General features: G+C 44.1%; 22 protein-coding genes. 10 read left to right on the forward strand and 12 right to left on the reverse strand.

Going from position 1 to position 24,749, the window contains the following annotated elements:
- Window positions 1-47: 47 nt before the first annotated feature.
- On the reverse strand, window positions 48-2,039 hold the full coding sequence (locus tag MHM99_RS03685) for an ATP-dependent DNA helicase RecQ (protein ID WP_049587934.1): 1,992 nt from the start codon (window positions 2,037-2,039) through the stop codon (window positions 48-50).
- Window positions 2,040-2,185: 146 nt separating this feature from the next.
- The gene (locus MHM99_RS03690; protein ID WP_049587929.1) at window positions 2,186-2,782 is read right to left on the reverse strand and encodes a hypothetical protein; all 597 of its coding nucleotides are present in this window, start codon (window positions 2,780-2,782) and stop codon (window positions 2,186-2,188) included.
- Window positions 2,783-2,955: 173 nt separating this feature from the next.
- Here MHM99_RS03690 and MHM99_RS03695 point away from each other — a divergent pair, with 173 nt between their 5' ends.
- The 3 genes from MHM99_RS03695 to MHM99_RS03705 all read left to right on the forward strand — a co-directional run bounded on the left by MHM99_RS03695 (window position 2,956) and on the right by MHM99_RS03705 (window position 6,128).
- Entirely contained in the window at window positions 2,956-4,077 is a 1,122-nt protein-coding gene (locus MHM99_RS03695; protein ID WP_239218194.1) for a zinc-binding dehydrogenase, read from the forward strand.
- Between the two features lie 199 nt (window positions 4,078-4,276).
- Window positions 4,277-5,098 carry an endonuclease VIII gene (gene nei / locus MHM99_RS03700; RefSeq protein ID WP_049587924.1) on the forward strand — a complete coding sequence of 274 codons (822 nt, stop codon included), beginning with the start codon at window positions 4,277-4,279 and terminating at the stop codon, window positions 5,096-5,098.
- Window positions 5,099-5,192: 94 nt separating this feature from the next.
- Window positions 5,193-6,128, forward strand: coding sequence for a helix-turn-helix domain-containing GNAT family N-acetyltransferase (locus MHM99_RS03705; RefSeq protein WP_061095659.1), 936 nt, complete (start codon window positions 5,193-5,195; stop codon window positions 6,126-6,128).
- Window positions 6,129-6,405: 277 nt separating this feature from the next.
- Here the strand turns inward: MHM99_RS03705 and MHM99_RS03710 are convergent, their stop codons facing one another.
- Complete coding sequence (locus MHM99_RS03710; protein ID WP_061095657.1) at window positions 6,406-7,272, reverse strand: DMT family transporter; 867 nt, start codon at window positions 7,270-7,272, stop codon at window positions 6,406-6,408.
- Between the two features lie 145 nt (window positions 7,273-7,417).
- Here MHM99_RS03710 and MHM99_RS03715 point away from each other — a divergent pair, with 145 nt between their 5' ends.
- Window positions 7,418-8,323, forward strand: a complete 906-nt coding sequence (locus tag MHM99_RS03715; protein WP_061095656.1) for a LysR family transcriptional regulator — start codon at window positions 7,418-7,420, stop codon at window positions 8,321-8,323.
- 236 nt (window positions 8,324-8,559) lie between these two features.
- On the opposite strand, the gene MHM99_RS03720 is transcribed toward MHM99_RS03715, so the two are convergent.
- The 5 genes from MHM99_RS03720 to MHM99_RS03740 all read right to left on the reverse strand — a co-directional run bounded on the left by MHM99_RS03720 (window position 8,560) and on the right by MHM99_RS03740 (window position 13,902).
- Window positions 8,560-8,751, reverse strand: a complete 192-nt coding sequence (locus MHM99_RS03720) for a hypothetical protein (RefSeq protein ID WP_239218196.1) — start codon at window positions 8,749-8,751, stop codon at window positions 8,560-8,562.
- Window positions 8,752-8,977: 226 nt separating this feature from the next.
- A complete protein-coding gene (locus MHM99_RS03725) occupies window positions 8,978-11,143 on the reverse strand; it encodes a M3 family metallopeptidase (protein WP_168534224.1) in 2,166 nt (721 codons plus the stop codon).
- 160 nt (window positions 11,144-11,303) lie between these two features.
- Window positions 11,304-12,473, reverse strand: coding sequence for a sugar efflux transporter (locus MHM99_RS03730; protein ID WP_239218198.1), 1,170 nt, complete (start codon window positions 12,471-12,473; stop codon window positions 11,304-11,306).
- A gap of 190 nt (window positions 12,474-12,663) precedes the next feature.
- Window positions 12,664-13,338, reverse strand: coding sequence for a nitroreductase family protein (locus MHM99_RS03735; protein ID WP_239218200.1), 675 nt, complete (start codon window positions 13,336-13,338; stop codon window positions 12,664-12,666).
- Between the two features lie 195 nt (window positions 13,339-13,533).
- Window positions 13,534-13,902 (reverse strand): hypothetical protein, encoded by a 369-nt coding sequence (locus MHM99_RS03740; RefSeq protein WP_168534218.1) that lies wholly within the window; start codon window positions 13,900-13,902, stop codon window positions 13,534-13,536.
- A 332-nt stretch (window positions 13,903-14,234) separates the two neighbouring features.
- Between MHM99_RS03740 and MHM99_RS03745 the strand changes: the two genes are divergently transcribed.
- Window positions 14,235-14,693 (forward strand): retropepsin-like aspartic protease, encoded by a 459-nt coding sequence (locus tag MHM99_RS03745; protein WP_168534216.1) that lies wholly within the window; start codon window positions 14,235-14,237, stop codon window positions 14,691-14,693.
- Between the two features lie 90 nt (window positions 14,694-14,783).
- On the opposite strand, the gene MHM99_RS03750 is transcribed toward MHM99_RS03745, so the two are convergent.
- The 3 genes from MHM99_RS03750 to MHM99_RS03760 form a co-directional block, all read right to left on the reverse strand.
- Window positions 14,784-15,194, reverse strand: coding sequence for a late embryogenesis abundant protein (locus MHM99_RS03750; protein WP_039228102.1), 411 nt, complete (start codon window positions 15,192-15,194; stop codon window positions 14,784-14,786).
- Between the two features lie 267 nt (window positions 15,195-15,461).
- Window positions 15,462-15,770: a hypothetical protein gene (locus tag MHM99_RS03755; protein ID WP_168534214.1), complete on the reverse strand. Its 309-nt coding sequence runs from the start codon at window positions 15,768-15,770 to the stop codon at window positions 15,462-15,464.
- On the reverse strand, window positions 15,770-16,318 hold the full coding sequence (locus tag MHM99_RS03760; protein ID WP_039232321.1) for a YaeQ family protein: 549 nt from the start codon (window positions 16,316-16,318) through the stop codon (window positions 15,770-15,772). Before MHM99_RS03760 ends, MHM99_RS03755 begins: the two co-directional genes overlap by 1 nt.
- Before the next feature lie 256 nt (window positions 16,319-16,574).
- Here MHM99_RS03760 and MHM99_RS03765 point away from each other — a divergent pair, with 256 nt between their 5' ends.
- Window positions 16,575-17,216, forward strand: coding sequence for a peroxiredoxin-like family protein (locus MHM99_RS03765; RefSeq protein ID WP_168534212.1), 642 nt, complete (start codon window positions 16,575-16,577; stop codon window positions 17,214-17,216).
- A 184-nt stretch (window positions 17,217-17,400) separates the two neighbouring features.
- Here the strand turns inward: MHM99_RS03765 and MHM99_RS03770 are convergent, their stop codons facing one another.
- The gene (locus tag MHM99_RS03770) at window positions 17,401-18,309 is read right to left on the reverse strand and encodes a hypothetical protein (RefSeq protein ID WP_239218202.1); all 909 of its coding nucleotides are present in this window, start codon (window positions 18,307-18,309) and stop codon (window positions 17,401-17,403) included.
- Between the two features lie 305 nt (window positions 18,310-18,614).
- Here MHM99_RS03770 and add point away from each other — a divergent pair, with 305 nt between their 5' ends.
- The 4 genes from add to MHM99_RS03790 all read left to right on the forward strand — a co-directional run bounded on the left by add (window position 18,615) and on the right by MHM99_RS03790 (window position 24,737).
- Complete coding sequence (gene add / locus MHM99_RS03775; protein ID WP_239218204.1) at window positions 18,615-19,610, forward strand: adenosine deaminase; 996 nt, start codon at window positions 18,615-18,617, stop codon at window positions 19,608-19,610.
- A gap of 303 nt (window positions 19,611-19,913) precedes the next feature.
- Window positions 19,914-20,162 (forward strand): hypothetical protein, encoded by a 249-nt coding sequence (locus MHM99_RS03780; protein ID WP_239218206.1) that lies wholly within the window; start codon window positions 19,914-19,916, stop codon window positions 20,160-20,162.
- A gap of 176 nt (window positions 20,163-20,338) precedes the next feature.
- A complete protein-coding gene (locus tag MHM99_RS03785; RefSeq protein WP_239218208.1) occupies window positions 20,339-21,589 on the forward strand; it encodes an efflux RND transporter periplasmic adaptor subunit in 1,251 nt (416 codons plus the stop codon).
- 10 nt (window positions 21,590-21,599) lie between these two features.
- A complete protein-coding gene (locus MHM99_RS03790; RefSeq protein ID WP_239218210.1) occupies window positions 21,600-24,737 on the forward strand; it encodes a CusA/CzcA family heavy metal efflux RND transporter in 3,138 nt (1,045 codons plus the stop codon).
- Window positions 24,738-24,749: the final 12 nt, after the last annotated feature.

Raw genomic sequence — 24,749 nt, forward strand, 5'->3', positions numbered from 1 at the left:
TGTGATTCACTCAACACTATAAATTAGATTTAGGGTATTTGCTACGTTCACTGATTTATAGCATCTACCATTGCTTTCACATCAGCGTATCGGCAGTTTTCACAAGAACCAAAGCCCTTTACTTGTCTCACTTTAAATCGAGTGAACAAAGGCATGGTCATGCCAGTTAGAAAACGACAGCAAATAGATGATGTGATTGGGCCATCAGATTTTCCGCTCAAATGCGCTTTTAGTGCTGCTATGGCCTCTGAAATTTGGTTTGGGTTCGGTGTGGAAATTGGATTTGAATAGCTGAGCTTAGCCACATTTCCCTGACATACACTGCAGTGCCCGCATTCATTGGGCGCTTGGGAATCGTCAAAATACGCCGATAAGTTATAGCTTAAGCAAGTATTGAGTTCGAAGAAGCCTACCAGCGCGGCGATTCGTTCTATTTCTTTGCACTCGTTTTCAGCGAAATAGTGAGCCAGATTATTGGCTAAGTCGGCACTTTGTAGTTTTTCGTAGTCCACGCGGTATACGTCAGTTATTAAGCGTGATGCAAGCTCAATATGATTGTGTTCATGTAAATACTCTAGTGCGGCCACCACCCTGGCACGCTCTGCGCCGTAATGCTGATAAATACTGTCGAAATCTACAATGCCCCACACCTTTTTCATATTTGAATGAGTGAATACGGCCTCTAAAAAGCGAGCCCGTTCTTCTGAGAAAAGGCCAAGTATGGAGGTTTTCTCTGAAATAAAGCGAAATTTATATTCAGCAAAATAGGCATACAAAGGGCGAATAACGTTGGCGAGTTCAAGCTGTACCAGCAGGGTTTTAAGCGGAAGCTGTCGTATGTTGCTGGCACTCGATAAGCTATTAATTTGCGTTTCCCACTGGTAAACACTGTTTTCGCCGTAAATAGGTGAATCATTGTGCGCCGCTGAATTTATGTGAGCAGGGACCTGTGAGCTAATATCATCAATTACGCGTTGAATGGCGCTCTTATCTGGTGTGTCGCCGTAAACGAAGTTCTCTATGGTGACTAAACCGTCAAGGTTTGCTAATACCGTGCAGTTTGCCGCTTTACCGTCTCGTCCACCCCGGCCAATTTCTTGGCTGTAGTTTTCAATAGACTTTGGTAAGTCGTAATGAACAACAAAGCGAATATCCGACTTATCAATGCCCATACCAAATGCAATGGTAGCCACAACAACTTGAAGCTTATTGTGCATAAAATCTTGCTGAATACCTTGTCTTACATCACTGTCGAGACCAGCGTGGTAAGCCTTTGCAGCAAACCCTTGTTGCTGTAGGAACCGGGCTACTTCTTCTGCACTATTTTGCAGCGTGACATAAACGATACCCGCGCCTTGCTGTTTTTGAATTTCTTCAAGTAAGGCTTGGTTTTTATATGGTTCATGTACTGGGCGAACATGCAAGTTCAAGTTAGGTCGATAAAACCCTGTTTGAATAATATTAGCTGGCGCAATATCAAAGTGCGCTGCCATATCTTCTTTTACTTTTTTAGTGGCAGTAGCTGTGAGCAGAAGTACTAAAGGAATATTAAGCTCTTTCTGATACGCGGGGAGTTTTAGGTAGTCAGGGCGAAAGTTGTGGCCCCACTCAGAGATACAGTGTGCTTCATCGACAACTAGCATACTTACCGGAATAGACTCAATGAACTGCCGAAAATGTTCGTTCTTAAAACGCTCCACCGACACCATCAGAATTTTACACTGGCCTGACCGCACGTCGTTCATCATTTGCTTGTTCTGCTTGGGCGTAAGCGTGGAGTCGATACTGGCTGCTGCAATGCCTTTGCTATGCAAAAATTCCAGTTGATCTTTCATTAGCGCTAGTAATGGAGAAACCACCAGAGTTAAATGTGGTAGCTGCGTAGCGACAAACTGGTAACACAAAGATTTGCCCGAACCAGTGGGAAAAATTGCTAACGTTGAATGCCCACTAAGTAGAGAATCCACCGCCTCTTTTTGCCCCTCGCGAAACGCTGAGAAACCAAAAAGCTGTTGTAAAATATTTGGGGTAGAAGACATTCTTTTTATCCATGTAGTTGATGATTTAAGTCTAACTATTTCTATCTAGTCGTACGTTGAAACAAAATATAGTAGGCAATTTGAAACTTGTTATATGGCGTTGTGGTAATAAACGCAACGATACCTGAGTCCAGTTTCAGCCTCAGTCAGTCTTTGTAGCCCCATGGCGTACTGGGAACAGAGACTGTGTTATCGATATCGAAATCAACCTGTACTTCGCGCGCAGGGCGAATCAATCGATAGCTAAAGCGGTTCGAGTAAATCATTATTTGCCACTCGTTATCGGTGGATGCTGCTATCCCAGATTCTATAAATAATGCTTTTGAGTAGGCGTCTGCGGGGAATGACTGAACTTGGGCGTACCCTTCATCTACCGTGTGCCCGCCGTACATGGTAGATGAATGGAAACTGCCGTCTTTATTTCTGTGGTCGTGTTTTAACAAAAGGCCAGCGCCAGTCTTTGTTAATATCCAGGTGCGGGACGCGTCGTCACCCACATGAAAAGGTATCTGAATTTCTGAGTCTGTGCACTTTCGTACGTGCATAACAAGTTCTGCATCACCGAAGGTATTACCTACATTATCTTTACTCACCTTCCCTTGAAACGCTTTACCGCAGAGCGCTTTTATAGAATTAAAAAACGCGTCGTGGGTAGGAATTGAGACCAAAGGTGCAGCTTTACCAAACCCCACATCGCTTATTCCGATTAGTCCTAGTAAGAGGTAGATACAATGTCTTTTCATTTTTTATTCGCTATTACAGGTCGATACACGCTTTGCAGTGTAACTCATCTAAATTATCGGGTGTATCAACCATCGAAACGCATATGTATTCGAAATATAAATACTGCTGATAGTGGCGGCGTGTTAGCTTGACAATACATACAGCGTTTAATTTTTAGGGCACGAGAGTCAATATGAATAAATCTAAACAACTATTTACGCTAATTACATCAGAAGGTGAGCTTCAGGTATCGCTAAAAGAGGTAGATGTTCCAGAGCCGAAGCCGCACGAAGTGATAGTGCGTATGGAAGCATCTCCTATTAACCCGTCAGACATGTGGCCTATGTTTGGTCCAGCAAGCCTAGATAAAGCGACCTTCGATACAGATAAAAGTGCGTTGGTTGCGCCGGTGCATAAGCCTTTGTTAAATCGTATTAAGTCGCGTTTAGACCAGACGTTGCCTATCGGAAACGAAGGTGCAGGTACGGTTGTTAAAGCGGGTGATAGCCCGGAGGCACAAGCTTTAATGGGCAAAACCGTATCTATTCTTACTGGCGCAGCTTATACAGAGTATGCATGCGTGCCCGTGCAGGCATGTTTACCTCACATAGATAGCACAACGCCACAACAAGCAGCGTCGTCATTCGTTAACCCACTGACCGCGCTAGGTATGGTTGAAACCATGCGTATGGAAGGCCACAAAGCGCTAGTACATACCGCAGCGGCATCGAACCTTGGGCAAATGCTGAACAAGATTTGTTTAGAGCACGGCGTAGAGCTTGTAAATATTGTTCGCAGCCAAAAACAGGTGGATATGCTTAAAGAGATCGGCGCGAAAGTTGTGCTTGACTCAAGTAGCGAGAATTTCAAAGCTGAACTTTATCAAGCCATAGACAGCACGGGCGCAACCCTAGCGTTTGACGCCATTGGCGGCGGTGAGCTTGTTAGCGATATCCTTACCATGATGGAAGCGTCGGGCAGTAAAGATGCAAAAGGATTTAACACTTACGGCTCTGACAGCAATAAACAAGTGTATATCTACGGCGGCTTAGATTTCTCTCCGACAATTCTAAACCGCGCTTACGGTATGACGTGGAGCATTGGTGGCTGGTTACTAATGCGCTTCTTAGGCAAGCTTGATAAGAAACGCGTAGGCGAGCTATATCAAAAAGTGGCGATGGAAATTAACACTACCTTTGCGTCGTCTTACACCAAAGAACTGAGTCTTGAGGAGGCATTACAGCCTGAGAATGTAGCGCTTTATAACGCTAAAAAGACCGGTGAAAAATATCTGATTGTGCCAAACAAAGGCTAATCAGCGCAGCGTTTAAATACAGCAATTTCAGCTAAACTTTGATTAATAAAAGGGTCTGTTGATCTTTGATGTACAAACTTCGGTTTAAAGTACATCAAAGGGCTACAGCCCTTTTTTTTATTCGCTATTATTCAGCTGCAAAGAAGCTGAAAATGATGCGAAGTAACCAGTAACCGAGATAAAAGGTATTTGAGACAACATGCCTGAAGGTCCCGAAATTCGTCGTGCTGCAGACAAAGTCGAAGCAGTAATTAAAGATACTTCCTTAGAAAAAGTAGAGTTTGGACTAGCTCAGCTAAAACCCTATGTTAAACAGCTAGAAGGCGAGAAAGTCTTGCGCATGGAAACCCGTGGCAAGGCGCTAATTACCCATTTTAGCAATGGGCTCTCTATGTATTCACACAATCAACTCTATGGCGTGTGGCATACCTGTAAACGCAACGAAATACCGGGTACTACCCGCCAGCTAAGGGTAGGGCTTCATACCGAAACACACAGTGCTATTTTATATAGTGCGTCTGACATTAGCATTTGGCCAACACAAACTATTCATGAACACCCTTTTTTACAAAGAGTTGGACCCGATGTACTCAACAATTCGGTGTCAGAAGAAATGGTATTAGAACGACTACGTTCAAAAGCGTTCTACAATCGCGCGCTAAGCGGCTTATATTTGGATCAGCGCTTTATGGCAGGACTAGGGAATTACCTTCGCAGCGAAATTCTATTTGCTGCAGGTGTTCACCCATCACTTAAACCTTCTCAGATAGGTGATGATCAGCTGCGCAGCTTGGCACATCACACCTTAGCAATATGCAAACGCAGCTATGAAACCGGTGGCTATACCGTGTACACAGAACTACGCGAAGTGCTTGAAGCAAAAGGCGTTAACTTTGAAGGTACGCGGTTTATGGTGTTCGACAGGGAAGAGCTGCCTTGTAGAGTCTGCGCCACTCCAATAAAACGCCAGACGTATAACGGGCGACGCCTTTATTGGTGTAGCCAGTGCCAGGCGATGTAATCTACCCCAATTTTTTATGTTCAATAAATAATCTGTTTGACTTATTTCCAATTACGATTAATTGTATCCGTAACTGGTTACGGAGTTTTGTGAAGTGAAGTCATTTAATGAATTGGGGCATATTGCATTAGGTACTGCCTTACGTCAGTTAGCCGCGCAGGTGTCAAAGGATGCGGAAAATACTTATGCGAAATTTGGGTTTGCGATAGAGCCAAAGTGGTTCCCCGTATTTTATGTGCTCGCGTCAAAAGGTGCTGATTCCGTTGTGAATATCGCTAAAGAGATAAATCATTCTCACGTGTCGGTGAGTAAAATCGTAAAAGAAATGAAAGCACGCGACCTAATTGAAAGTTACAAGTCGAGCGACGACTCACGGGTTACGCTGGTGGCTTTAAACAGCAAAGCGAAAGCGATGGTGCCCCAAATGAAAAAGCAGTGCGATGCCATAGACGCAGCCATGCGCGAGCTAAAAGATGAAACGGGTATAGATTTGTGGGAAGCGGTGAGCGTAGTTGAAAGGCATCTTCGATATCGCCCCATAAGTGCGAGAGTGGACGTTGACTCGTCTGATATTAAGGTAGTCGATTATGCGCCAAAGTATCGCGAGGCATTTAAATCGCTCAATGTTGAATGGATAAGTAAATATTGGGAATTGGAAGAGCCCGATTTTAAAGCGCTCGACGACCCTGAAGGCTACATTTTGAATCAGTCGGGTTTGATATTGATCGCGTTAGATAAGGGCGAACCCATAGGCTGCTGTGCACTTATTAAACAAGCTGACGATACGTTTGAGCTTGCTAAAATGGCGGTGTCTCCCAAAGCTCAAGGCAAAGGGGTAGGGCTGCTGTTAGGTAAAAGTATTGTCGAAAGGGCGAAATTGATGGGAGTAAAGCGGCTTTATTTAGAGAGCAATTCGGTACTTAAGCCCGCAATACGTTTGTATGAAAAGATAGGGTTTAAGCATATTAAGGGGGCGCCATCGCCTTACGCGAGATGTGATGTGCAGATGGAGCTTTATTTAAATAAGTAATTGTTACCGTGAAGTGCAGCGATAAGTTGTAACAGCTGTTTTTGCAAAAACGCAATATAGTCCTGACGTTCGTTTGTAGCGAAGTATTTCGGACAGTTTTGATCGAACAGCTTAAGACAGTCTTCTAAATAAGAGTTACTATAGTCACAAAATATCAAATTATTTTCAGTCATAATATTCCAAAAATTAACTAGTTATTATTTATCCCACTTGGGAGTGCAAGTAAAAGCTCGTTCCCAAACGCGGTCACGTTGGAAAGTTAGATTAACTTTATCACTTATATCATTTTACTTGTTTGCTTTATCTTTGCTTCTACCTTGGCTAACCAAATCAGCGGAATAATAATTAAAGAAGATCCTATAGCCAAGCTCAGGTCCGGTATTTCATCGAACCACAGCACCCCTACAACTACAGCACCTAATAAGCCAGTGTATTCGGCACTGGAAATTTTACTGGCTTCGATTGCTCTATATACCAATACACATATACCAGCATAAATTAGGATAAAAGTGTTGGAGCCTGTTGCCGTTAACATTGGAGTCCAGTCCCAAGGTTTGCCTTCCCATAACGCCAACCCAAGTGCGGCTGGGATACCTACTAGGTTGGTGAGCATTAAAGTTTGGAACACATTATGATGCTGAGGTAATTTACGAACCAATAAATTATTTACAGCCATAGTCAATGCGACGACAAGGGCGGCAATCGCTGCCCAATTAATTTGTGTTGGTTTAACCACGATAAGTACGCCGATAAAACCCAAAACAGCAGCAGCAATTGAGTGGCTAGTCAGCTTTTCCTGAAACAATATCATGGCTAACGGCAGCATAAGCAAAGGCGCTGTATAGAAAATAGCATTTACGGTAGCTAACGGCAGAGCGCCCAGAGCGAATACCATAAATATTGCCCCTAATAACCAAATGTGGCCACGTATAAAGTGCCATTTGAGGCCAGCGAAGAGGCTTTGTTTATTACTGAGTAGACAAAATGGAAGTAAAATCAGCACTGCGGTCAATTGACGAAATAATACAAATTGGTATGTGGCAGTATCTGCTGGCAGAGTTTTTATCAAAGCGTCAGAAAAAACCCCAATTATATTTCCGATGATAAGTAATGTCATCGCGAGTCCGACAGTTATTTTGGGCATTTCATTACTCCTGCTACATTCTAGAAAATGTCAATGGAACTGAATTAATAGAGTTACGTTTGTAAAACGGTTATATGATTAGCGTATTCCATACCTTATATGATGTATAATGTTTAAAATGCTTTTAGTATGAGCTAAATTTATAATGAAGTTGCCTCCTTTACGTGCCCTGCAATGCTTTGAAGCTGTTGCGCGACTTAATAGCTTTTCCAAAGCTGCTGAGCACCTCAATGTGACTCAAAGTGCGGTTAGTCACCAAGTTCGATTACTCGAAGACTATTTGGGTGAAACTCTGTTTAACCGACAGGGGCGTTCTTTTTCCTTGACTAAGGTCGGGGAACGTTACTTTGAAGAAGTGACTAACTCATTAGGAAATCTATCAAATGCCAGTCAAATGATACGTCACGGGAAATCAGGCAATCTTCGTTTGGCTTTATATAGCTCTGTGGCGGTGAACTGGTTGATACCGAAGTTAGAAGATTTTAGATATCAGCACCCAGAAATAGAAATAACTTTAAATATGGTCGGGGATCAACCGGATTATAATGACCAATTTGCGGATTGTTTTATTACAACGAATCCACCGGAACGTAACTTTGTCAATCAATTCATGTTTACTGAAAAACTTTATCCAGTGTGTGGAAAAAAGCTTTGGCAGCAGTTAAGAAATAAGCCTCTACCTGATTCATTATGGCAACACCCGTTATTATCAGTACAATACTCAGATACAAATGAAAGTCTTGGTGACGACTGGTTACGTTGGTGTATGAGTGGTAAATTTGAATTACCTAAAGATGTCAAAATTAATCAATTTAGTCATGTCTTACTTGCCGCTGAAGCGGCTCGATATAATTTGGGAATTACCCTCATTAATAATTACATGATGGATGATCAGGATCGCCAGCAAAGTCTTGTGCGCATACCTATGCACGAGCTTATTACCGGAGATAACTTCTATTTTGTCTATAAGGAAACACGAGCTAGGCAACCTGATATTATGAAATTAGGTCGTTGGCTTAAACAGCAGTGTTATGAACTGGAATCAGCTTAGCTATTTAAATCAGAGTTGAAGGTGAATACACTTATTCAGATAAGTTGCCACACAACACCACGGTCACTGTTTTGGTTTAACTGGAGGTTCGATACTGTTGCCAAAACGGATAACTCTCGGCTTTCAATAAAATAATAAAAAGCTGAGACGCATTCAGTCCATTCTTGCCAAAAGACGAGTGTGCGCCTTGTTAACCGCACACTCAAATTTTCACTTAAATATTCACTCAAAAACTCTCAGGCACAGAAAGTATCATTACTTTCTTTGTGAGTAATAATGCTGCTCTCTGCCTTCATCTCTTCAATATGAACCATGGTTTGCTGTTTTAAATCGTTGAGCAATGCCTGAAAAAATTCAAGCTGCTCATCGTTCATATAGTCGTCTTCACTGGCGGCAAGAAGCGATTCTTTAGTCAACGTTTTACTCATTTCAGCTCCACTAAGACTCGATGAAACCAGCCAAAAACCTGATTATAGTGTGTCTCGCCATACAAACGCAGGAATTGTTTTGTATGCTGATCCTTCATGTTCGAAAGCGCCGCTATCCGTTATTCTAAAAACGCTTTGTCTAACGTTATGCCACAATCGCGGACAATACAGTTTGGCCATTCAACGAAGTTAGACGGTATTACCGGTGAATTCATGAGGCCTCCTGTTAGTCAATTTTGGTTTTAAGCCCTCTGCGAATAAGCAGAGCATCTGTTGTTGGCGCTTTTCCTCGGAATGCTTTATAAGACTCCATCGGGGGACGAGAATTGCCGGTAGATAAGATTTCCTTTCTATATTTCATACCGTTTTCTAACTTTAATCCGCCGAGTTCTTGCATATAAGCAAAGGCATCAGCAGCTAAAATTTCACTCCACATATAGGCATAGTAGCCAGCGGAATAGCCGCCACCCATTGAATGTGCAAAGAATGCTGACTTATAACGAGGTGGTACATAAGACAAGCCAACATTATGTTTATCGAGAGCTTGGGCTTCAAAGGCTTGGACATCTTCAGGCGCCTGCTCGGCAGAGATAGAATGCCACTCCATATCAAGCAGTGCCGCAGACATATATTCCAATGTGTCATAACCCATATTGAATGTACGTGAACGAATCACCTTTTCCAGCAGAGCGTCTGGAATAGGCTCTCCAGTTTCATAGTGCTTGGCATAGTTTGCAATAACTTCAGGGTGGGCTGCCCAGTCTTCTTCGAAGGTAGAAGGGAACTCTACATAGTCTCGCGAGACAGATGTACCGGCCAACGTTGGGTAATTTACGTCTGACAGCATGCCGTGAAGTCCGTGACCCATTTCATGGAACATGGTAGTCACATGATCGTAACTGACTAATGTAGGCTCGCCATCAGGCGCTTTGTTTATGTTCATTACATTAACCACAACAGGCTTTTGCGAGAGCAATTTCGACTGTCCTACGAACGAACTCATCCAAGCTCCACCGCGTTTACCTTTGCGAGAAAAGTAGTCGGCATAAAAAATCGCTAAACTGTCACCATTTATATCAAACAGCTCGTAAGCCTTTACATCAGGGTGGTAAACCGGCAAATCTGGACGGGGCTTGAAGCGCACTCCGTACAATTTATTCATAGTGAAAAATACGCCATCTTCAAGCACGCGATTAAATTCGAAGTATTGTTTCACCTCGTTTTCATCTAGCTCGTATTTAGCTTGTCTTACCTTTTCTGCGTAGAAAGCCCAATCCCAAGGTTTTAGTTCGAAGTTATTACCTTCCGCTTCAATCATTGCTTTAATGTCAGCGGCTTCTTTTTCAACGTTTTTAAGTACAGCGGGCACCATACTGCCTAGCATGTCGTATACAGCGCTTGGCGAACCGGCCATTTGTTTGTCTAGGCTGTAGGCCGCCCAGCTATCAAATCCAAGCAATGCTGCTTTTTGTGCGCGCAGTCCTGCCAATCGGCTAATAATTTTGGTGTTGTCGTATTCCCCAGATTGGTTTCGGTATGCTGATGCTTCCCACACTTGCTGGCGAAGTGCTCTATTTTCTAGTGAAGTAAGGACAGGTTGACGAGTAGTGTTCGTGATACTTAGAAGATACTTGCCTTCTTTATCAGCAGCTTTAGCAGCATCTGATGCGGCCTTTATTTGGCGCTCTGACATCCCTGACAGCTGCTCTACGTCATTCACTACCACCGCAATTTCAGATGACTCTGCCAGTAGGTTTTGAGAAAACTGCGTGGTTAAGGTTGAATGTTCTTCGTTTATTTCACGTATCTTCTGTTTATCTGATTCATTGAGTTTAGCGCCAGCGCGAACAAAATCAGAGTAATACACTTCGAGTAGTCGGGTTGATTCAGTATCTAACTCCAACTCGTCGCGCTGGTTGTATAGTGTTTCAATACGCTTAAAAAGCGCACTATTTAAATTAATGGTATCGCTGTGAGCCGCCAGCTTTGGCGCTAGAATTTTTTGGATTTCTCTGCGTTCAGGCGAGCTATCTGTTCCTACTAAGTTGAAAAATACTCGGCTAGTTCTGGCGAGTAAACTTCCGCTTTTTTCAAGCGCTAGCAACGTATTGTCGAAGGTGGGAGCGTCAGGGTTAGACGCTATTTTTTCTACTTCTTGTAAGTGCTGTTCCATTCCTTTTTCAAATGCAGGAATGAAATGCTCGTCCTTTATCAAATCAAATTGCGGCGCGCCGTAAGTCAGTGAACTTGCCATAAATAAAGGGTTCGTCTGCTCTGCTTTTACTGAGTCAGTCTGCGTTGTAGCAGTCTTATTCATTGTTGACACCTGTTCGGTGCAGCCTGTTGCCAAAAGTATAGAAGATATCGTGGCTGAAATAAGGAGCTTTTTCATAGGGTTCCTAAATTTTTAGGGTAATTAACTGTCTGTGAGTGTAATGTTATGTTGTAACAATTGTCAATTGTGAGAAAGTGCGAAGAAATTAAAGGAAGCGATAGAAGTGCTGCTGGGGTAAGCCTTAACTAGCGGTCTACTAGTCTTCTTTGCATAAAGCTTAGTGTGCTTCTCGTTTTACAAACATGAACACTAACATCACGTTTAAGCCAAATATAGCAATGCACAACGACCCAATAGTGGCATCTCTGAAGCTAAAGAATTGAGCCACGGTGCCTGCGCCAATGGTGCCTAGCATCATACCCACCCGAGTGGCGTTTGAATAAAACGCTGAAGTAAAACCTGTCAAATCAGGCGCTTGTTGTTGCAGCAAGGTCAATCCAATACCGGCATATAAACCGTAGAATAGGGCATTTAATATTTGAAGCGTTAACAGTTCCCAACTCGCTTGAGAGAAATATACGCCAACGTAAAAGCAACAGCCGAAAATAAATGCCACAGCCATGATACCCGCAGGTGGGAACCGTCGGGCTAATTTGGCTGCTAGCAGCATGGTTGGTATTTCAAGGGCGGCCACAACCCCCATCATTAACCCAGGCAAATTTTCAGGTAACCCCAGTTCATTCATTACGTACAAAGGCATGGATGATAAATACATGACATTGCCTGCCATTCCGGCAAGTATGGCTAACCCCACAAGCCAAAACGGCAGTGATAGCGAGCCCTTTAGAGTAGTGTTGAGTGAGTGTTGATTGGCTTTTTGCCCAGGCACAACTTTAACCACAAAAAGCGTCGCAACAACCACGCACGCTATAGCCACAGAAAAGGACGCTGCGAAGCCAAAATTGGCAACCAGCGTAAATGCCAGCGGCGGGCCTACCACCCAAGCGAGAGAGATGGCCGCGCGAACTTTTGAGTTAAATGCGGCTAAGTCGATGTCTTGGTTTTTTGCCCATAATCCTGAAACAGTCAGCATTTGAGACACGGCCCCAGCGCCTACTGACATAAACAATACGCCAGCAAGGAATACGTGCCAAAACTGCTTGCTAAAGATAAAGGCGATCATGGCGATGCCCACGCAAACCATGGTCAGCCCATAAAGGCGATTTGCGTTAAAACCTTTATCTGCCAAGTGCCCTAGATACTGACTGATCACCAACCCTGATAGCGTAACCGAAACCATATAAATACTTATATAAATGGGCTCAACGTTGATCTCGTCGATGAGAAAGTAGCTCATGAGCGGCGTAACAAACGACGATGTTAGCCCTGTTAATAGACTTAACAGTAAAAAAGGAAGTTGTGGAGAGAATGCGTGACGCGATGACATGAGGATACGAGCTCCGAGGGACTGTTAGACGTGGTTGACCGAAATTCGTAAAGAAAAGGTCGCAGCCCTTAATGACGAGGGCGCATTATAAGTTCTGCGCATCTCATGTCTATGACAAAGCTTTTATTAGTTATACCGTTTTACATACTTAGCTTACTTCATGCGCCCAGGCCCATAGCGCTTTTTAAATTTAAAGAAAGCTCGCAATTTCGCTAAGCGACTTTTTCTGCACGGCGTGTGCAGGAATTGTGGCGTTATCCGCCGGATAACCTGCAATAATAAGCATGTAAGCGCGCTCGTTATCAGGCCGCTGACAGACTTCGGTTAAAAAGTTCATTGGTTTTGGTGTGTGGGTCAAGGTTGCTAAACCTGCGTTGTGAAGCGAAGTAATAAGCATACCCACCGCGATACCCACCGATTCGTGCACATAGTAGTTTTGGCTTTTTTCGCCCGTTTCTGTTTCACCAAATTTTTGACTGAATACGGCAATAAGCCAAGGCGCGGTTTCCAGATAAGGCTTACTTGCATCAGTGCCTAACGGCTTAAGATCATCTAGCCATTGTTGCCCAGCACGCCCATTATAAAAACCGCGCTCATGCGCTTCAGCCTGTTCGCGTATTTGTTGTTTTACTTCAGGCGACTGTATCGCGGCAAAATGCCAAGGCTGATGATTCGCTCCACTAGGTGCAGTGCCAGCGGTCAAAATACAGTTTTCAATTACCGCTTTATCAACGGGTCTGTCGCTAAAATGGCGAATGCTGTGGCGACGCTGCATGGTTTTTAAAAACTCCTCGCTGCGAGTAAGCATTTGCTCTTCAGGGTATTCAATAAAATCAGTCAGCGGAGAATGGTCATGAGGTTGCATTTATTATCTCTTTTATATTGCTTTTAATTACTCTAACGTTTGTGGCACGTTAATAAAAATAAAAACGCGCTAAATCGACTCTGTTGAACACCGCGAAATAAAAAATAGCGTAAACGAGTATGCACAATAAAAAAGCGACTCACTCAGGCAAAAGTGAATCGCTTTGGTGCAATATGTTGATAGTAAGAAATACTGTTAGTGGCGTTTGAACGGCGGGCGAGTGCCGCGTTTCTGAGTTTCAGTTTGTTCTTCCAATACTTCAAGCTGAGCAACGTCATACACAGGCATCATGGTTGTCACTCTGCGATACGGTGGCTTACCGCGCATGATGACTTCTTTCACTTCTACGTACTCAATCGCTTCTTGCCCTACGGATTCCAATTGCGCTACATCGTTAACCGATAAGCTTACGATCTTGCGTTTAAATGGCGGCTTTCCTGAATAGTCAACTACTTGTACATCAACCGTTTCATCAGTTGATGATGTCATAGCTTGCGCTGCGTTTGCAGAAAAACCAAGTGAAACAGCCGTAATTAATGAACCCAATACATAGCGTAATTTCATGTCGTGTCCTCTCGTTGACATACATACCTTTCTACATTGTATGAGCAAAAAAGTTCTAAACAATGACGATTGGTGATAGGTAATTACTATCACCTAACTGGATATAGAGAATTTAAGTAATCAAGAGAATGGGGAGCAGCTGAAAGAGAAGCTACTGCGTTGAAAACGGAGTGTTTAACGATGGTGCGGAATGGATGGTTTTGTGCACTATTATGGTGCTGTGGCACCGTCTGATATTGTAGAGTTTCGGTAAAATCAATCATTTACCCTTTGGTCTTTATCTTGCTGTCAATCAACACCTATATAAAGTGTCGACAAAGGGTGTATGTGCGGTGAGTGTAAAATTTAAAATCCCCTTATTTGTTCTGCTAACTTTTTGGTTAGCGTGCACATCTGCCGTGTCAGCGATAGAGCAAAATATTCCTCTTTCACAAAGCAAAGGCGGAACACTGTATCTAGAAGCGACCCTAGAATCGAACATAAAGGCTTCGTTTCTATTAGATACGGGTTCAAGCTTGTTAACCCTCAATCAAACTACGTTCGACGCGCTAACAAGAAATCAAAAGCTTCTTGCCACCAGAACCTCTGCTGCCAGAATGGCAAACGGAAAGATCGTTAAAATATCTCAGTATCAATTAAACTCGGTTCGTATAGGAAATACGTGCGAAGTGGGGCCAGTGGAAGTGGCCGTGCTTCCCAAAGGGAACAATATTTTAGGTATTAATACGTTGCTGCGGGTCGCGCCTTTAACTATTACACCAGACACTGTGATTTTAGCCGGGTGTGAATAGCGTGAATGACTCGCTTTTGTTTAATTAAAGGCAATAAAAAAGCGAACCCGAAGGTTCGCTTTCAAATTTGTTTTTCGCTGGAAGATTAAATTAATCGTCGCACTCGCTAACGTCACCGCCCATTTGCTCTTTCATTTTTACGCAAGCTTCATAAGCTTTTTTCGCTGCGGCGTCTTTAAATTCGCCTGCTTTCTCAGCCGTTGCGTCGTATGCGTCAGAGGCCATTTTCTTGCCATCTTCGTATGCGTCTGAAGCCATCTCTTTGCCGTCATCAAAGGCATCAGAAGCCATTTCTTTACCTTCTTCGTAAGCTTCAGAGCTCGCGTCTTTGGTTTTATCCCATGAATCTGCAGCACTTTCTTTTGCGCTGTCATAGGCGTCTGCTGTTGCTTCGCCCGCTTTTTCCATCTCTTTTTTTACTTCGCTTTTCGTCTCTTCGCTAGACTCAGTACAGCCCATTAAAGACAGTAACAGTGCTAACGCCATTGCTTTAGTTTTCATTGTGAAGCTCCTTTTGCTGGGATAGTGGCTTGTTTCAAAGCCGGTCAACATGGTGTGTTCAAATATCCATTGTAAACGTTCAAAATGCCTGCCGTTTTATTGTCATATTCGGCAAGCTGAATATTCGACGAGACCAGTCTAGCCTACTTACCTGATAAAGTGTAAGTAGACTTTATGAGGAAAAATGAAAGGTTTATAACCAAAAACAAACCTAGCTAAGATTGAACAAAGAAGTTGGATATCCTGTTCTGCAAAGCGTGATGTGGGTTACTCTTCTGGGCCTTGTGTGGTAAATACGAGATGCCTGCGCATATCTTTCAACACAACGCCTTTTTTAAGTAGCGCTGCGCTTAATTTTCGCTGCCACTTCTTTAGCTCAGGTTCAGCGTTTGACACCGCTTCTTCATTTTCGAATTGAAAGCGAAGCAGTAACGAGCCGGGGAATTGGTGATACTGAACGTCAAACCAACACTGTTGCATACCATTTAACTCTTCAAGCGCTTGTGCTTCAAGGCTATCGGCTACACTAAAAACCAGTGCTTGCTGTTTGAGTTGAACGGCAGAGAGTTTTTTCATTACAACTGCTTCTCTATAGACACTTCAACGCTCTCGGTGACATCTGCACCTTCAATGGTTAGCCACATTTGCCCATCTTGAATAGTAACCTGTATTTGCATAGAGCGATGAACAGCATTGGCCAAAGTAGCGGCAAGCGACTCTGGCAAAGTGAAAACTGATAAGTTCTTTTTGGTTTGTAGCTTGTTATGTTCTTTCTTCCACCACGCGTCGAAGCTGTTGTCGGCGTAGGAATAAATCATCATTTGTTGGCTTTGATTGCAGCCCTTTTTGATGCGCTGTTCAGAGGGTTGGCCTAACTCAATCCACAGCTCTATTTCATCGCTAAAACTCTTTTGCCATAAATCTGGAACGTCATCGTCAGACAGTCCTTTGGTAAACTGTAGGCGTTCATGAGCATTAACAATAAACGCAACCACGCGCAGCATCATTCGCTCGTCATTTTCAGAAGGGTGACGGGCAATAGTAAGGTTGTGGTCGTTATAGTAATTGCGATCCATATCCGTTATGGATATGTCAGCTTTAAAAATGGTCGCTTTAAGAGCCATGGTGTTCCTGCTTTGTTCTTAGGAGGCTTGAAGTTAACCCCGTGTGCTATGTAAAAAAGTGGCATAGCAAGTTTTGGCGCTATAGTAGCAGTAAAAAGCAAATTTCGCTGTAGGTGAGTAGCGCCCAATACAAGTATTTGTCGGTTTATTTATTGGTGCGCGAAATTTCTAGTGAAGCTTCTCGGTCATATTGGACATCGCGCAAAGCGCGGATAACCAAAAACTAAACAAACAAAAATGAAAACGGAGAGGGTTAATGAAGAGACTAGTGGCTATGGCGATGTTAATGTTCGCCTGTATAGCAGGCGCATCAAATGCGTATGCTTTGGAGCGCGGCACTATTGCAGAAGATGCAGATTCAGTAACGCCGTTGCTTAATGGTCAAGTGGCGCCTAAAACAACGCTTAAAATGGCAGATGGCTCGCCGGTAAGCTTACAAGCGCTTACCATGCAAAAGCCCAGCATTGTACTTTTTTATCGCGGCGGGTGGTGCCCGTATTGTAATGAGCAGCTCGCCCAGCTTAAAGATATTGAAAAAGACTTGGTGGATATGGGCTATCAGATTTTGGCCATTTCACCTGAATCACCAGAGCGCTTGCAAGAGCAAAAGCTTGAAACAGAATTCTTGGTTACGCTTTTATCCGACGACAAACTAGACACTATTCGTGAGTTCGGCGTTGGATTCTATTTAGATACTGTGACTGAGTTAAAGTACAAAACCTATGGCATTAACTTAACAAAAGATAAAAGCGGTAATAGTGTTTTACCAGCACCCAGCATCTTCATGCTCAATAAAAAAGGGCAGGTTTTGTTTAGCTATGTTAACCCAGACTTCAAAGTTCGCCCGTCGGCAGACTTAGTTTTAGCGGTTGCGAAAACTCTTAAAAAAGAAATGTAATGCGAATAGCCTTACCAAGGCGTTGTTTTTGGTAAGGCATGCCAAAAGAACTTTATGATATCGAGCACTGCATTTCATCGGTCTTTTAATGATTAAGTTAGATTCGCACGTATTTGACTGTCATAACGAGCTGTACTTAACCATTCACCAAGTCACCTTATCTCAAACTGTAAGGAGTAAGCATTTACACTGAGATCAATGAAGTGATGTGCGCGGCTAGACGTTTAGGTTCAATATAAGTGTCGCCTTTACAGTTGTTTACGACGCTTAATAGCTGAGTAAGTAAGTGTTTATTCGCTACGTTCCGCTGACATATGGCGTGAACGGTATTGAGTTCAAGTGTACTTGCTAACGCGTACACACCTTTCAAATTGCGATTTATTAGAAGCGTGTTTAACACGCGGTTAGCGGTGTATCGACGCCACGCCATATGAAAGCTGTCGAAATCGCACGTTAAGTCAACAGTTAACGCCACACGAAGCGCCCAAGACAATGGGCGAAAGTGTAAAAGATGTTCGGTTAGTAAGAATATTTCAAGTGCATGGTTAACAAACAGTGACGGCTTTGCAGTTTCACTTAGCTCAATAATGGGGAATAGCCCTTCAGCAGCGAACATAGATTCTACGAATTCAAAGGTGTAATACCCGTTACCATGAAGAGCAAGAAGGCATGTCTCAATTTCATCGAGAAGCGCTTCATCGAGGGTATTAGCAACGTCTTGAAGCGTTAGGTTATCTAAAAACTTCGCAATGTTCGGGTAGAGGGCATTAATCTCAGCCCATTTACTTTCTTTTGAATGACGTAAGGCCCTCTGATATTTGAGAACGTCGTCATGCCGTGTTAAATCGATTTGGGTGTGCAATTCGTTTCTCGAATAAATCCATCCTGCCCAAGCTATCATTGGCGAGTCCGCTAATCCAAGTGCGTGGAGCTCATTGAGCGAAGAACCTAATGAGCATACCGCTTCCACCAAGCCATGGGCTGCCTTTACATCATTCCCCATAAAATCGGGTTCTTCTTGCATATGTTCGAATGAATACACGCCATTACGCCAGCCTGCTAAATAGCAGCCTTCTATACATTTTCCGCACATGACTGTGCTCCTATTAGTGTTTTTTGGTGATAACGAAGAGGCCTGTTGCTCTTTGGTGGTATTTAGCCTGTGTGACAAGGCGCACGCCAACGAGCAACTGGCTCGTTGCTACTGAAAGTTATGAAAAGTAATCAAGAAAAGCATCGATAGAGTGAAGTTAGATGCCAAGAGCGAACTTAAAACAAATTTTGTTTCAAAAAAAGCACTGTTTTGTCCCGCTATAAAAAAGTTATTTTCTGCAAGAGTGCGAGGTTTGCTGCGCCAAGTGGTATAGTAGGGCTTACGCCTTAACTCATCGTATTTCCATGATAAATAAAAACTTTCCATTACTTGATTTACACCGTCATTTAGATGGCAATGTGCGTCTGCAGACGATTCTGGAGCTTGGTCAGCAATTTAACATTTGTTTGCCTGCTTATTCGTTAGAGGGCTTGCGACCGCATGTTCAAGTAATGGAGATCGCCCCCGATTTGGTGTCATTTTTAGATAAGCTTACTTGGGGCGTTAAGGTGTTAGGCAGTCTCGACGCCTGCAAACGGGTGGCGATAGAGAATGTAGAAGATGCAGCTAAGCAGGGTATTGACTACACAGAGCTGCGTTTTAGTCCTTATTTTATGGCTGAAAGTCACGGACTACCAACACAAGGTGTGGTTGAGGCCGTGATAGACGGTGTAAAAAGCGCAGCTAAAAATCACGATGTTAAAGTTAATCTCATCGGTATTTTGTCGCGTTCTTATGGCGCAAAAGTATGTCAGCATGAGCTAGATTCAATCTTGGCCTGTAAAGCGCATATAACTGCAATTGATTTGGCGGGTGATGAAAAAGGCTTTCCTGGCAACATGTTCATAGAGCACTTTACAAAAGTGCGCCGCGAAGGGCTGCCTATCACAATTCATGCAGGTGAAGCAGTAGGCCCGCAGAGTATTTGGCAAGCCATTAACGACTTAGGTGCTGTGCGAATAGGGCACGGCGTTAATGCTATTAATGATGCTAAGCTAATGGACTATTTGCGCGACAACCGTATTGGTATTGAAAGCTGTTTAACCAGCAACGTATTGACGAACACGGTCACATCATTGACAGAGCACCCGTTAACAACCTTTTTGGATCACGGCATACTCGCCTGCCTGAATACCGACGACCCGGCAGTTCAAGGTGTAGAGCTAGATCACGAATTCTCCGTTGCAGCTAAGCAAGCTGGCCTTATGCCTTCTCATATTAAACAAGCACAAGAGAATGCGCTTGCAATTGCTTTTTTAAGTGAAAGCGAAAAAGCCGCACTTAAGCGCAAAGTAAATTAATCCGAAAGATAAAAATCGTGCCGTGGTTAAACGGGCAGTAACATTATTGTTGTGATGTGAATATTTTGTTTCTTAAATGTAATCAGTTACGGCTTAAATAATGGAGCTTTTATGCTGCGCTTTATATCTGATGTTGACCGTTCTATGAGTAGCTACCCCAGCCGTTTCACACACCGCCGAGCTTTGGGATGGGTGGCGTTTATTGTGACATTTCTAAAAAAAGCAGGTTAAACACGATAGGTTGTTCGCATTGATCGTGTATTTTTGATAATTTACTGACGACTTCCTTAAGAGATATAGATTGTGAACCGAAACTTTGCTGTCAAAATACTGCTAATACTAGCGATTGTGTTGCAATCGTTTAATGCAGTGTCAGCTTTGTTAGACGCTCACCAAGTCGATGCACAGCATCTTGAGACGGTTCACGATCATGCCTCTGACAAGAAAAGTGTTGCTGAAAATCAAGTTACTGACGCCGGTGGTGATGATCACAACATAAACGATTGCCATCACTGTGGACATTGCAGCGGCAGTCATTTCTCTTGGTTTTAGTAAAGGTCTTTTCTCCAAACATGGCTTTTGTTAACTCGGGAAAAATTCTCAGAGAAGGGGCTTCTCCCTTTCGAATAAGTAGTTTCATTTACCGCCCTCCCATTGCTTAACGTTTGAACTAATTGGCCCTTTGGCGCCGTGGAAAAAATTTAGTTAAAACAAACGTTGAGATCATTATGAAGAACTCTAAAACGGTCGTAGGCGCAGTCCTGACGACATTGTTGTGCGTGCCTGTCAGCCGCGCAACCACAGCGATAGAAAACGACAAAAACATTGATGCACCTATTCAATATTTCCTTGAACAAGAAAGTGGCTCGCATCAGCATGAGAAAGCGCACGAGCCTGAGGAAAATCATAAGCCTGAGGTAAGTCATCAATCTGAGGTGAATCAGCAGCCTGAGGAAAATCACCAGCCTGAGGAGGTAGTCCTTACTGAGCAGCAAAGGCAACTCGCAGGCGTTCAAACCTCCGTAATAGAACCTCGTATTTATAACCAACGCGTTTACGCGCCTGGTGAAGTAAAAGTAAATGGATACTCAAGCTCATTGGTGTCTCCTCGGACTGATTCGGTAGTGATTAGTCGACACGCGGCGCTTGGGGATGAAGTGGCAAAAGGGCAGGTGCTTGTCACCTTGTTCAGCGAAACCATTGCCCAGTCTCAAGCCGAATTTCTTATTGCTTCATCCAATTACAGTCGGGCAAAAAAGCTAGACAAAAACACCATAAGCGAAAGCGCGTTAGTTGAAGCTGAGAATCGTTACAAAGCGAGCTACGGAGAGCTAATTGCATTTGGACTTACTCCTAACGCGATTTCAAGCATCACTGCTTTAGACGTTGACGCTTTCGGTCAGTATGAGCTTGTCGCCGTGCGTGATGGCGTGGTGTTGCAAGACAACTTCATGCAAGGGCAAAGGGTGTTAGCTGGCGAAACAGTCATGTTGCTGGCAGACGAGAGCGATATTTGGATAGAGGCCAGCTTGCCAGCCACCAGCGCGTTTCCTGTTCAGGTAGGCGATACGGCGCAAGTCATATTTAACGGTGAACATTTTACCGCGCAGGTTATTCAACAGTCGCACATTATCGATCCACTTACCCGCACTCGCACTGTCCGCTTAGCTATACGCAATACCACCCATAGCCTTCATGCCGGTATGTTCGTCGACGTACTGTTTAGTGTGCCCACTCCATCTCCTGTAATGGCAGTACCTGAAACTGCAATGGTGAGAAGTACCGACGGAGACTGGGTTATCTATGTTGAAAACGAAGCGTCGGGGGCATTTACCCCTGTTGAGGTACAGCGAGGGGAAGCGCTAGGCGAATATCGACGGATAGAGGGCGTAGAAACTGGAACGCGGATCGTTACCCACGGTGCATTCTTTGTCGCCTCTGAACTAGCGAAAAGCGGATTTGATCCGCACAACCATTAGGAGGCTAATTATGTTTAATCGAATAATAGATTGGTCGGTAGACAATAGTATTTTAGTGGTTGGGCTGCTGTTAGGCATAATTGCGGGTTCGGCGATGCTTTTGCCGTCGCTGAATTTGGACGCTTTCCCTGATGTAACCAATGTTCAGGTAAGCGTGAATACCGAAGCTCCGGGGCTTGCCGCAGAAGAAATTGAGCAACTTATTACCTACCCAATTGAAGCTGTAATGTATGCGTTGCCTGATGTTGAAGAAGTGCGCTCCATCTCTAAAACCGGGCTTTCAGCGGTTACCGTTGTGTTTAAAGAGGGGACCGATATTTATTTTGCGCGTCAGCTTGTTTTCGAGCGCTTGCAAACAGCAAAAGCCTTCATTCCTGAAAACGTAGGAACGCCAGAAATGGGGCCAAATACGTCTGGGTTAGGTCAAATTTATCAATACTCCCTCATTGCAGATGACGGTGCGAAATATGATGCAATGGCGCTGAGAAGCCTTAACGACTGGGTAGTAAAGTTGCTACTTATGCCCGTAGATGGCGTAACGGATGTGTTGTCGTTTGGTGGGGAAGTTCGCCAGTACCAAGTGAACGTAGAGCCGTCAAAGTTACTTGCTTATGGGTTATCTCAACAGGACCTTGTTACAGCGTTGCAACGCAATAACACTAATGTTGGCGGGTGGTATCTTGAACGGGGGCAAGAACAACTTGTTGTGCGTGGAACGGGGTGGTTCGCAAGTGGTGAGCAGGGAATTCACGATATTGAGCAGGTGCCGGTAAAAACGGTAGATGGCGTGGTGGTAACTGTGTCTGATCTTGCTAATGTTAAAACAGGGCCTGAAATACGACAGGGCGCGGTCACTCTGTCTCAAAGGGCATCTGATGGCAAGGTAGAACAGTTTGGTGAAGTGGTAACAGGCATAGTATTAAAACGGATGGGGGCTAACACCAAAGCTACCATTGATGGTATAAATTCAAGAGTTGCGCTTATTAATCAAGCGTTACCCGAAGGGGTACGTTTCACGCCTTTTTATGATCAGGCAAACCTGATTGAAAAAGCAATTTCTACCGTAGTTAAGGCATTGACCATCGCCTTCGTTTTTATCACCATCGTTCTCGCTCTATTTTTAATGAACGTGGGCGCAACGTTTCTTGTGCTCATCACCATTCCGATCGCCATAGTAATGGCGTTGGCCATCATGGCTTTCATGGGGCTGTCTGCAAATTTGATGTCGCTTGGCGGAATTGCGGTGGCTATTGGTATGTTAGTAGACGGTTCCGTTGTGATGATTGAAAATATCTTTAAGCGATTAAATACCAACACTTCGAGCTCGCATGAAGATGCCCAATCTTTCAAATCATCTGTAAAACTAGCAGGGAAGGAAGTCGCCAGACCTATCTTTTTCGCTGCATCGATAATTCTAGTGGTCTTTGCTCCTTTGTTTAGTTTTGAGGGAGTAGAAGCCAAGCTTTTTCAGCCTATGGCTATCAGTATTATGCTTGCTGTACTTTGTGCCACTGTCGTTGCGCTGTTCTTCGTCCCTGCCTTAGCCACATTTCTATTCAAGCGAACTAGGAATGTGAAGCCGAGCGCTATATTGATACCTGTTGAGCGCGCTTATCAACGGGCACTTTCTTTTACGTTACTGCATACCAAGTGGGTAGTGTTAGTGGTTGGTCTGCTTCTGGTTTCTGCTGTTGCCCTAGTGCCAAAAATTGGCACCGAGTTTGTTCCTGAACTAGAAGAAGGAACAATAAACTTGCGTGTTACCTTGGCACCGTCTTCAAGCCTAGAGACTTCATTAGCGGTAGCCTCAACGTTAGAAGAAAAGCTGTTGGCGTTTCCCGAAGTAACTTATGCACTAAGTCGTATAGGCCGCGCTGAAATAGGCGGCGACCCAGAACCGGTCAACAACATCGAAATTTACATCGGGTTAAAACCTGTTTCAACGTGGGAAAACGCGAGAAATCGCGATGAGCTACAGCAAAAAATGCAGGCTGAATTGTCGCAGTTCCCCGGCCTTCTACTTAACTTTTCTCAGCCTATTGCCACCCGTGTAGACGAACTGCTTTCCGGTGTGAAAGCACAGCTAGCCGTTAAATTATTTGGGCCAGACTTGGCTGTTCTAAGTGCTAAGGGACGAGAAATAGAGAGCGCTATTCAAAACGTAAAAGGAACCAGAGACGTGGCGATGGAACAAATTGTGGGGGAAGCTCAGTTGGTTATTGCTCCTGACAGACAAGCATTATCACGCTATGGCTTATCGGTGAGTGACATAATGGAAGTGGTACAAGACGGGGTAGGAGGTGTCGCCGCAGGTCAAATCATTAACGGAAATGAACGCTACGATATTTACGTTAGGTTAAAAGAAAGCGCACGAAAAAGCAGCGACACCATAGCAGATATTCGACTTCAATCGCCCAGTGGTGCCTGGCTTCGTATTGGCGATGTGGCATCGGTGTCCTATGAATCCGGACCTCCGCAAATACGCCGAGATGACGTTCAGCGTCGCGTAGTGGTGCAATCGAACGTCCAAGGAAGAGATATGGGCAGCGTGGTTCAAGAGATACAAAGCGCCATATCTTCAAGGGTGGATTTGCCCGCAGGGTATACGGTGCAAATAGGCGGGCAGTTTGAGAGCCAACAGCGTGCTCAGAAAAAATTGTCGCTCATCGTGCCGCTTTCTTTGGTATTGATTGCGGTGTTGCTTTACCTCGCGTTTAATTCTCTGGGTCAAGCGATGCTCATACTGATTAATGTGCCACTTGCCATCATCGGAGGCGTGTTCTCTTTGTACTTATCCGGCCAATATCTGTCAGTACCAAGTTCAGTCGGCTTCATAACACTATTTGGTGTTGCCGTTTTAAATGGCGTAGTGATGGTGGAAAGTATTAACCAACGGATGAAAAGGGGGATGACTGTTGAAAGCGCTGTTTTCACTGGTGCTACATCCAGGCTAAGGCCGGTTCTGATGACGGCGGTAACGTCTGCACTAGGGTTGGTACCCATGTTGATGTCTAACGGTGTCGGCGCCGAAATTCAGCGGCCGCTCGCAAGTGTTATCGTGGGTGGGCTGGTTACTGCAACGCTTTTAACGCTCTTTGTGTTACCTGCCTTGTACAGCGTATTTTCGCCGAAACAAGCGGCTAATTAATTGTGGGCGAAC

The organism is Alteromonas sp. MmMcT2-2, from assembly GCF_022348305.1.
In the GTDB taxonomy this organism is placed as follows: domain Bacteria; phylum Pseudomonadota; class Gammaproteobacteria; order Enterobacterales; family Alteromonadaceae; genus Alteromonas; species Alteromonas macleodii.

Bases quoted from the DNA above. Each gene is read 5' to 3' on its own strand.
- MHM99_RS03685 (WP_049587934.1), bottom strand. From the start codon at position 2,039: ATGTCTTCTACCCCAAATATTTTACAACAGCTTTTTGGTTTCTCAGCG.
- MHM99_RS03735 (WP_239218200.1), bottom strand. From the start codon at position 13,338: ATGCAACCTCATGACCATTCTCCGCTGACTGATTTTATTGAATACCCT.
- MHM99_RS03785 (WP_239218208.1), top strand. From the start codon at position 20,339: ATGAAGAACTCTAAAACGGTCGTAGGCGCAGTCCTGACGACATTGTTG.
- MHM99_RS03750 (WP_039228102.1), bottom strand. From the start codon at position 15,194: ATGAAAACTAAAGCAATGGCGTTAGCACTGTTACTGTCTTTAATGGGC.
- MHM99_RS03765 (WP_168534212.1), top strand. From the start codon at position 16,575: ATGAAGAGACTAGTGGCTATGGCGATGTTAATGTTCGCCTGTATAGCA.
- MHM99_RS03770 (WP_239218202.1), bottom strand. From the start codon at position 18,309: ATGTGCGGAAAATGTATAGAAGGCTGCTATTTAGCAGGCTGGCGTAAT.
- MHM99_RS03790 (WP_239218210.1), top strand. From the start codon at position 21,600: ATGTTTAATCGAATAATAGATTGGTCGGTAGACAATAGTATTTTAGTG.
- MHM99_RS03720 (WP_239218196.1), bottom strand. From the start codon at position 8,751: ATGAGTAAAACGTTGACTAAAGAATCGCTTCTTGCCGCCAGTGAAGAC.
- MHM99_RS03715 (WP_061095656.1), top strand. From the start codon at position 7,418: ATGAAGTTGCCTCCTTTACGTGCCCTGCAATGCTTTGAAGCTGTTGCG.
- MHM99_RS03740 (WP_168534218.1), bottom strand. From the start codon at position 13,902: ATGAAATTACGCTATGTATTGGGTTCATTAATTACGGCTGTTTCACTT.
- add (WP_239218204.1), top strand. From the start codon at position 18,615: ATGATAAATAAAAACTTTCCATTACTTGATTTACACCGTCATTTAGAT.
- MHM99_RS03710 (WP_061095657.1), bottom strand. From the start codon at position 7,272: ATGCCCAAAATAACTGTCGGACTCGCGATGACATTACTTATCATCGGA.
- nei (WP_049587924.1), top strand. From the start codon at position 4,277: ATGCCTGAAGGTCCCGAAATTCGTCGTGCTGCAGACAAAGTCGAAGCA.
- MHM99_RS03690 (WP_049587929.1), bottom strand. From the start codon at position 2,782: ATGAAAAGACATTGTATCTACCTCTTACTAGGACTAATCGGAATAAGC.
- MHM99_RS03755 (WP_168534214.1), bottom strand. From the start codon at position 15,770: ATGAAAAAACTCTCTGCCGTTCAACTCAAACAGCAAGCACTGGTTTTT.
- MHM99_RS03730 (WP_239218198.1), bottom strand. From the start codon at position 12,473: ATGTCATCGCGTCACGCATTCTCTCCACAACTTCCTTTTTTACTGTTA.
- MHM99_RS03760 (WP_039232321.1), bottom strand. From the start codon at position 16,318: ATGGCTCTTAAAGCGACCATTTTTAAAGCTGACATATCCATAACGGAT.
- MHM99_RS03725 (WP_168534224.1), bottom strand. From the start codon at position 11,143: ATGAAAAAGCTCCTTATTTCAGCCACGATATCTTCTATACTTTTGGCA.
- MHM99_RS03695 (WP_239218194.1), top strand. From the start codon at position 2,956: ATGAATAAATCTAAACAACTATTTACGCTAATTACATCAGAAGGTGAG.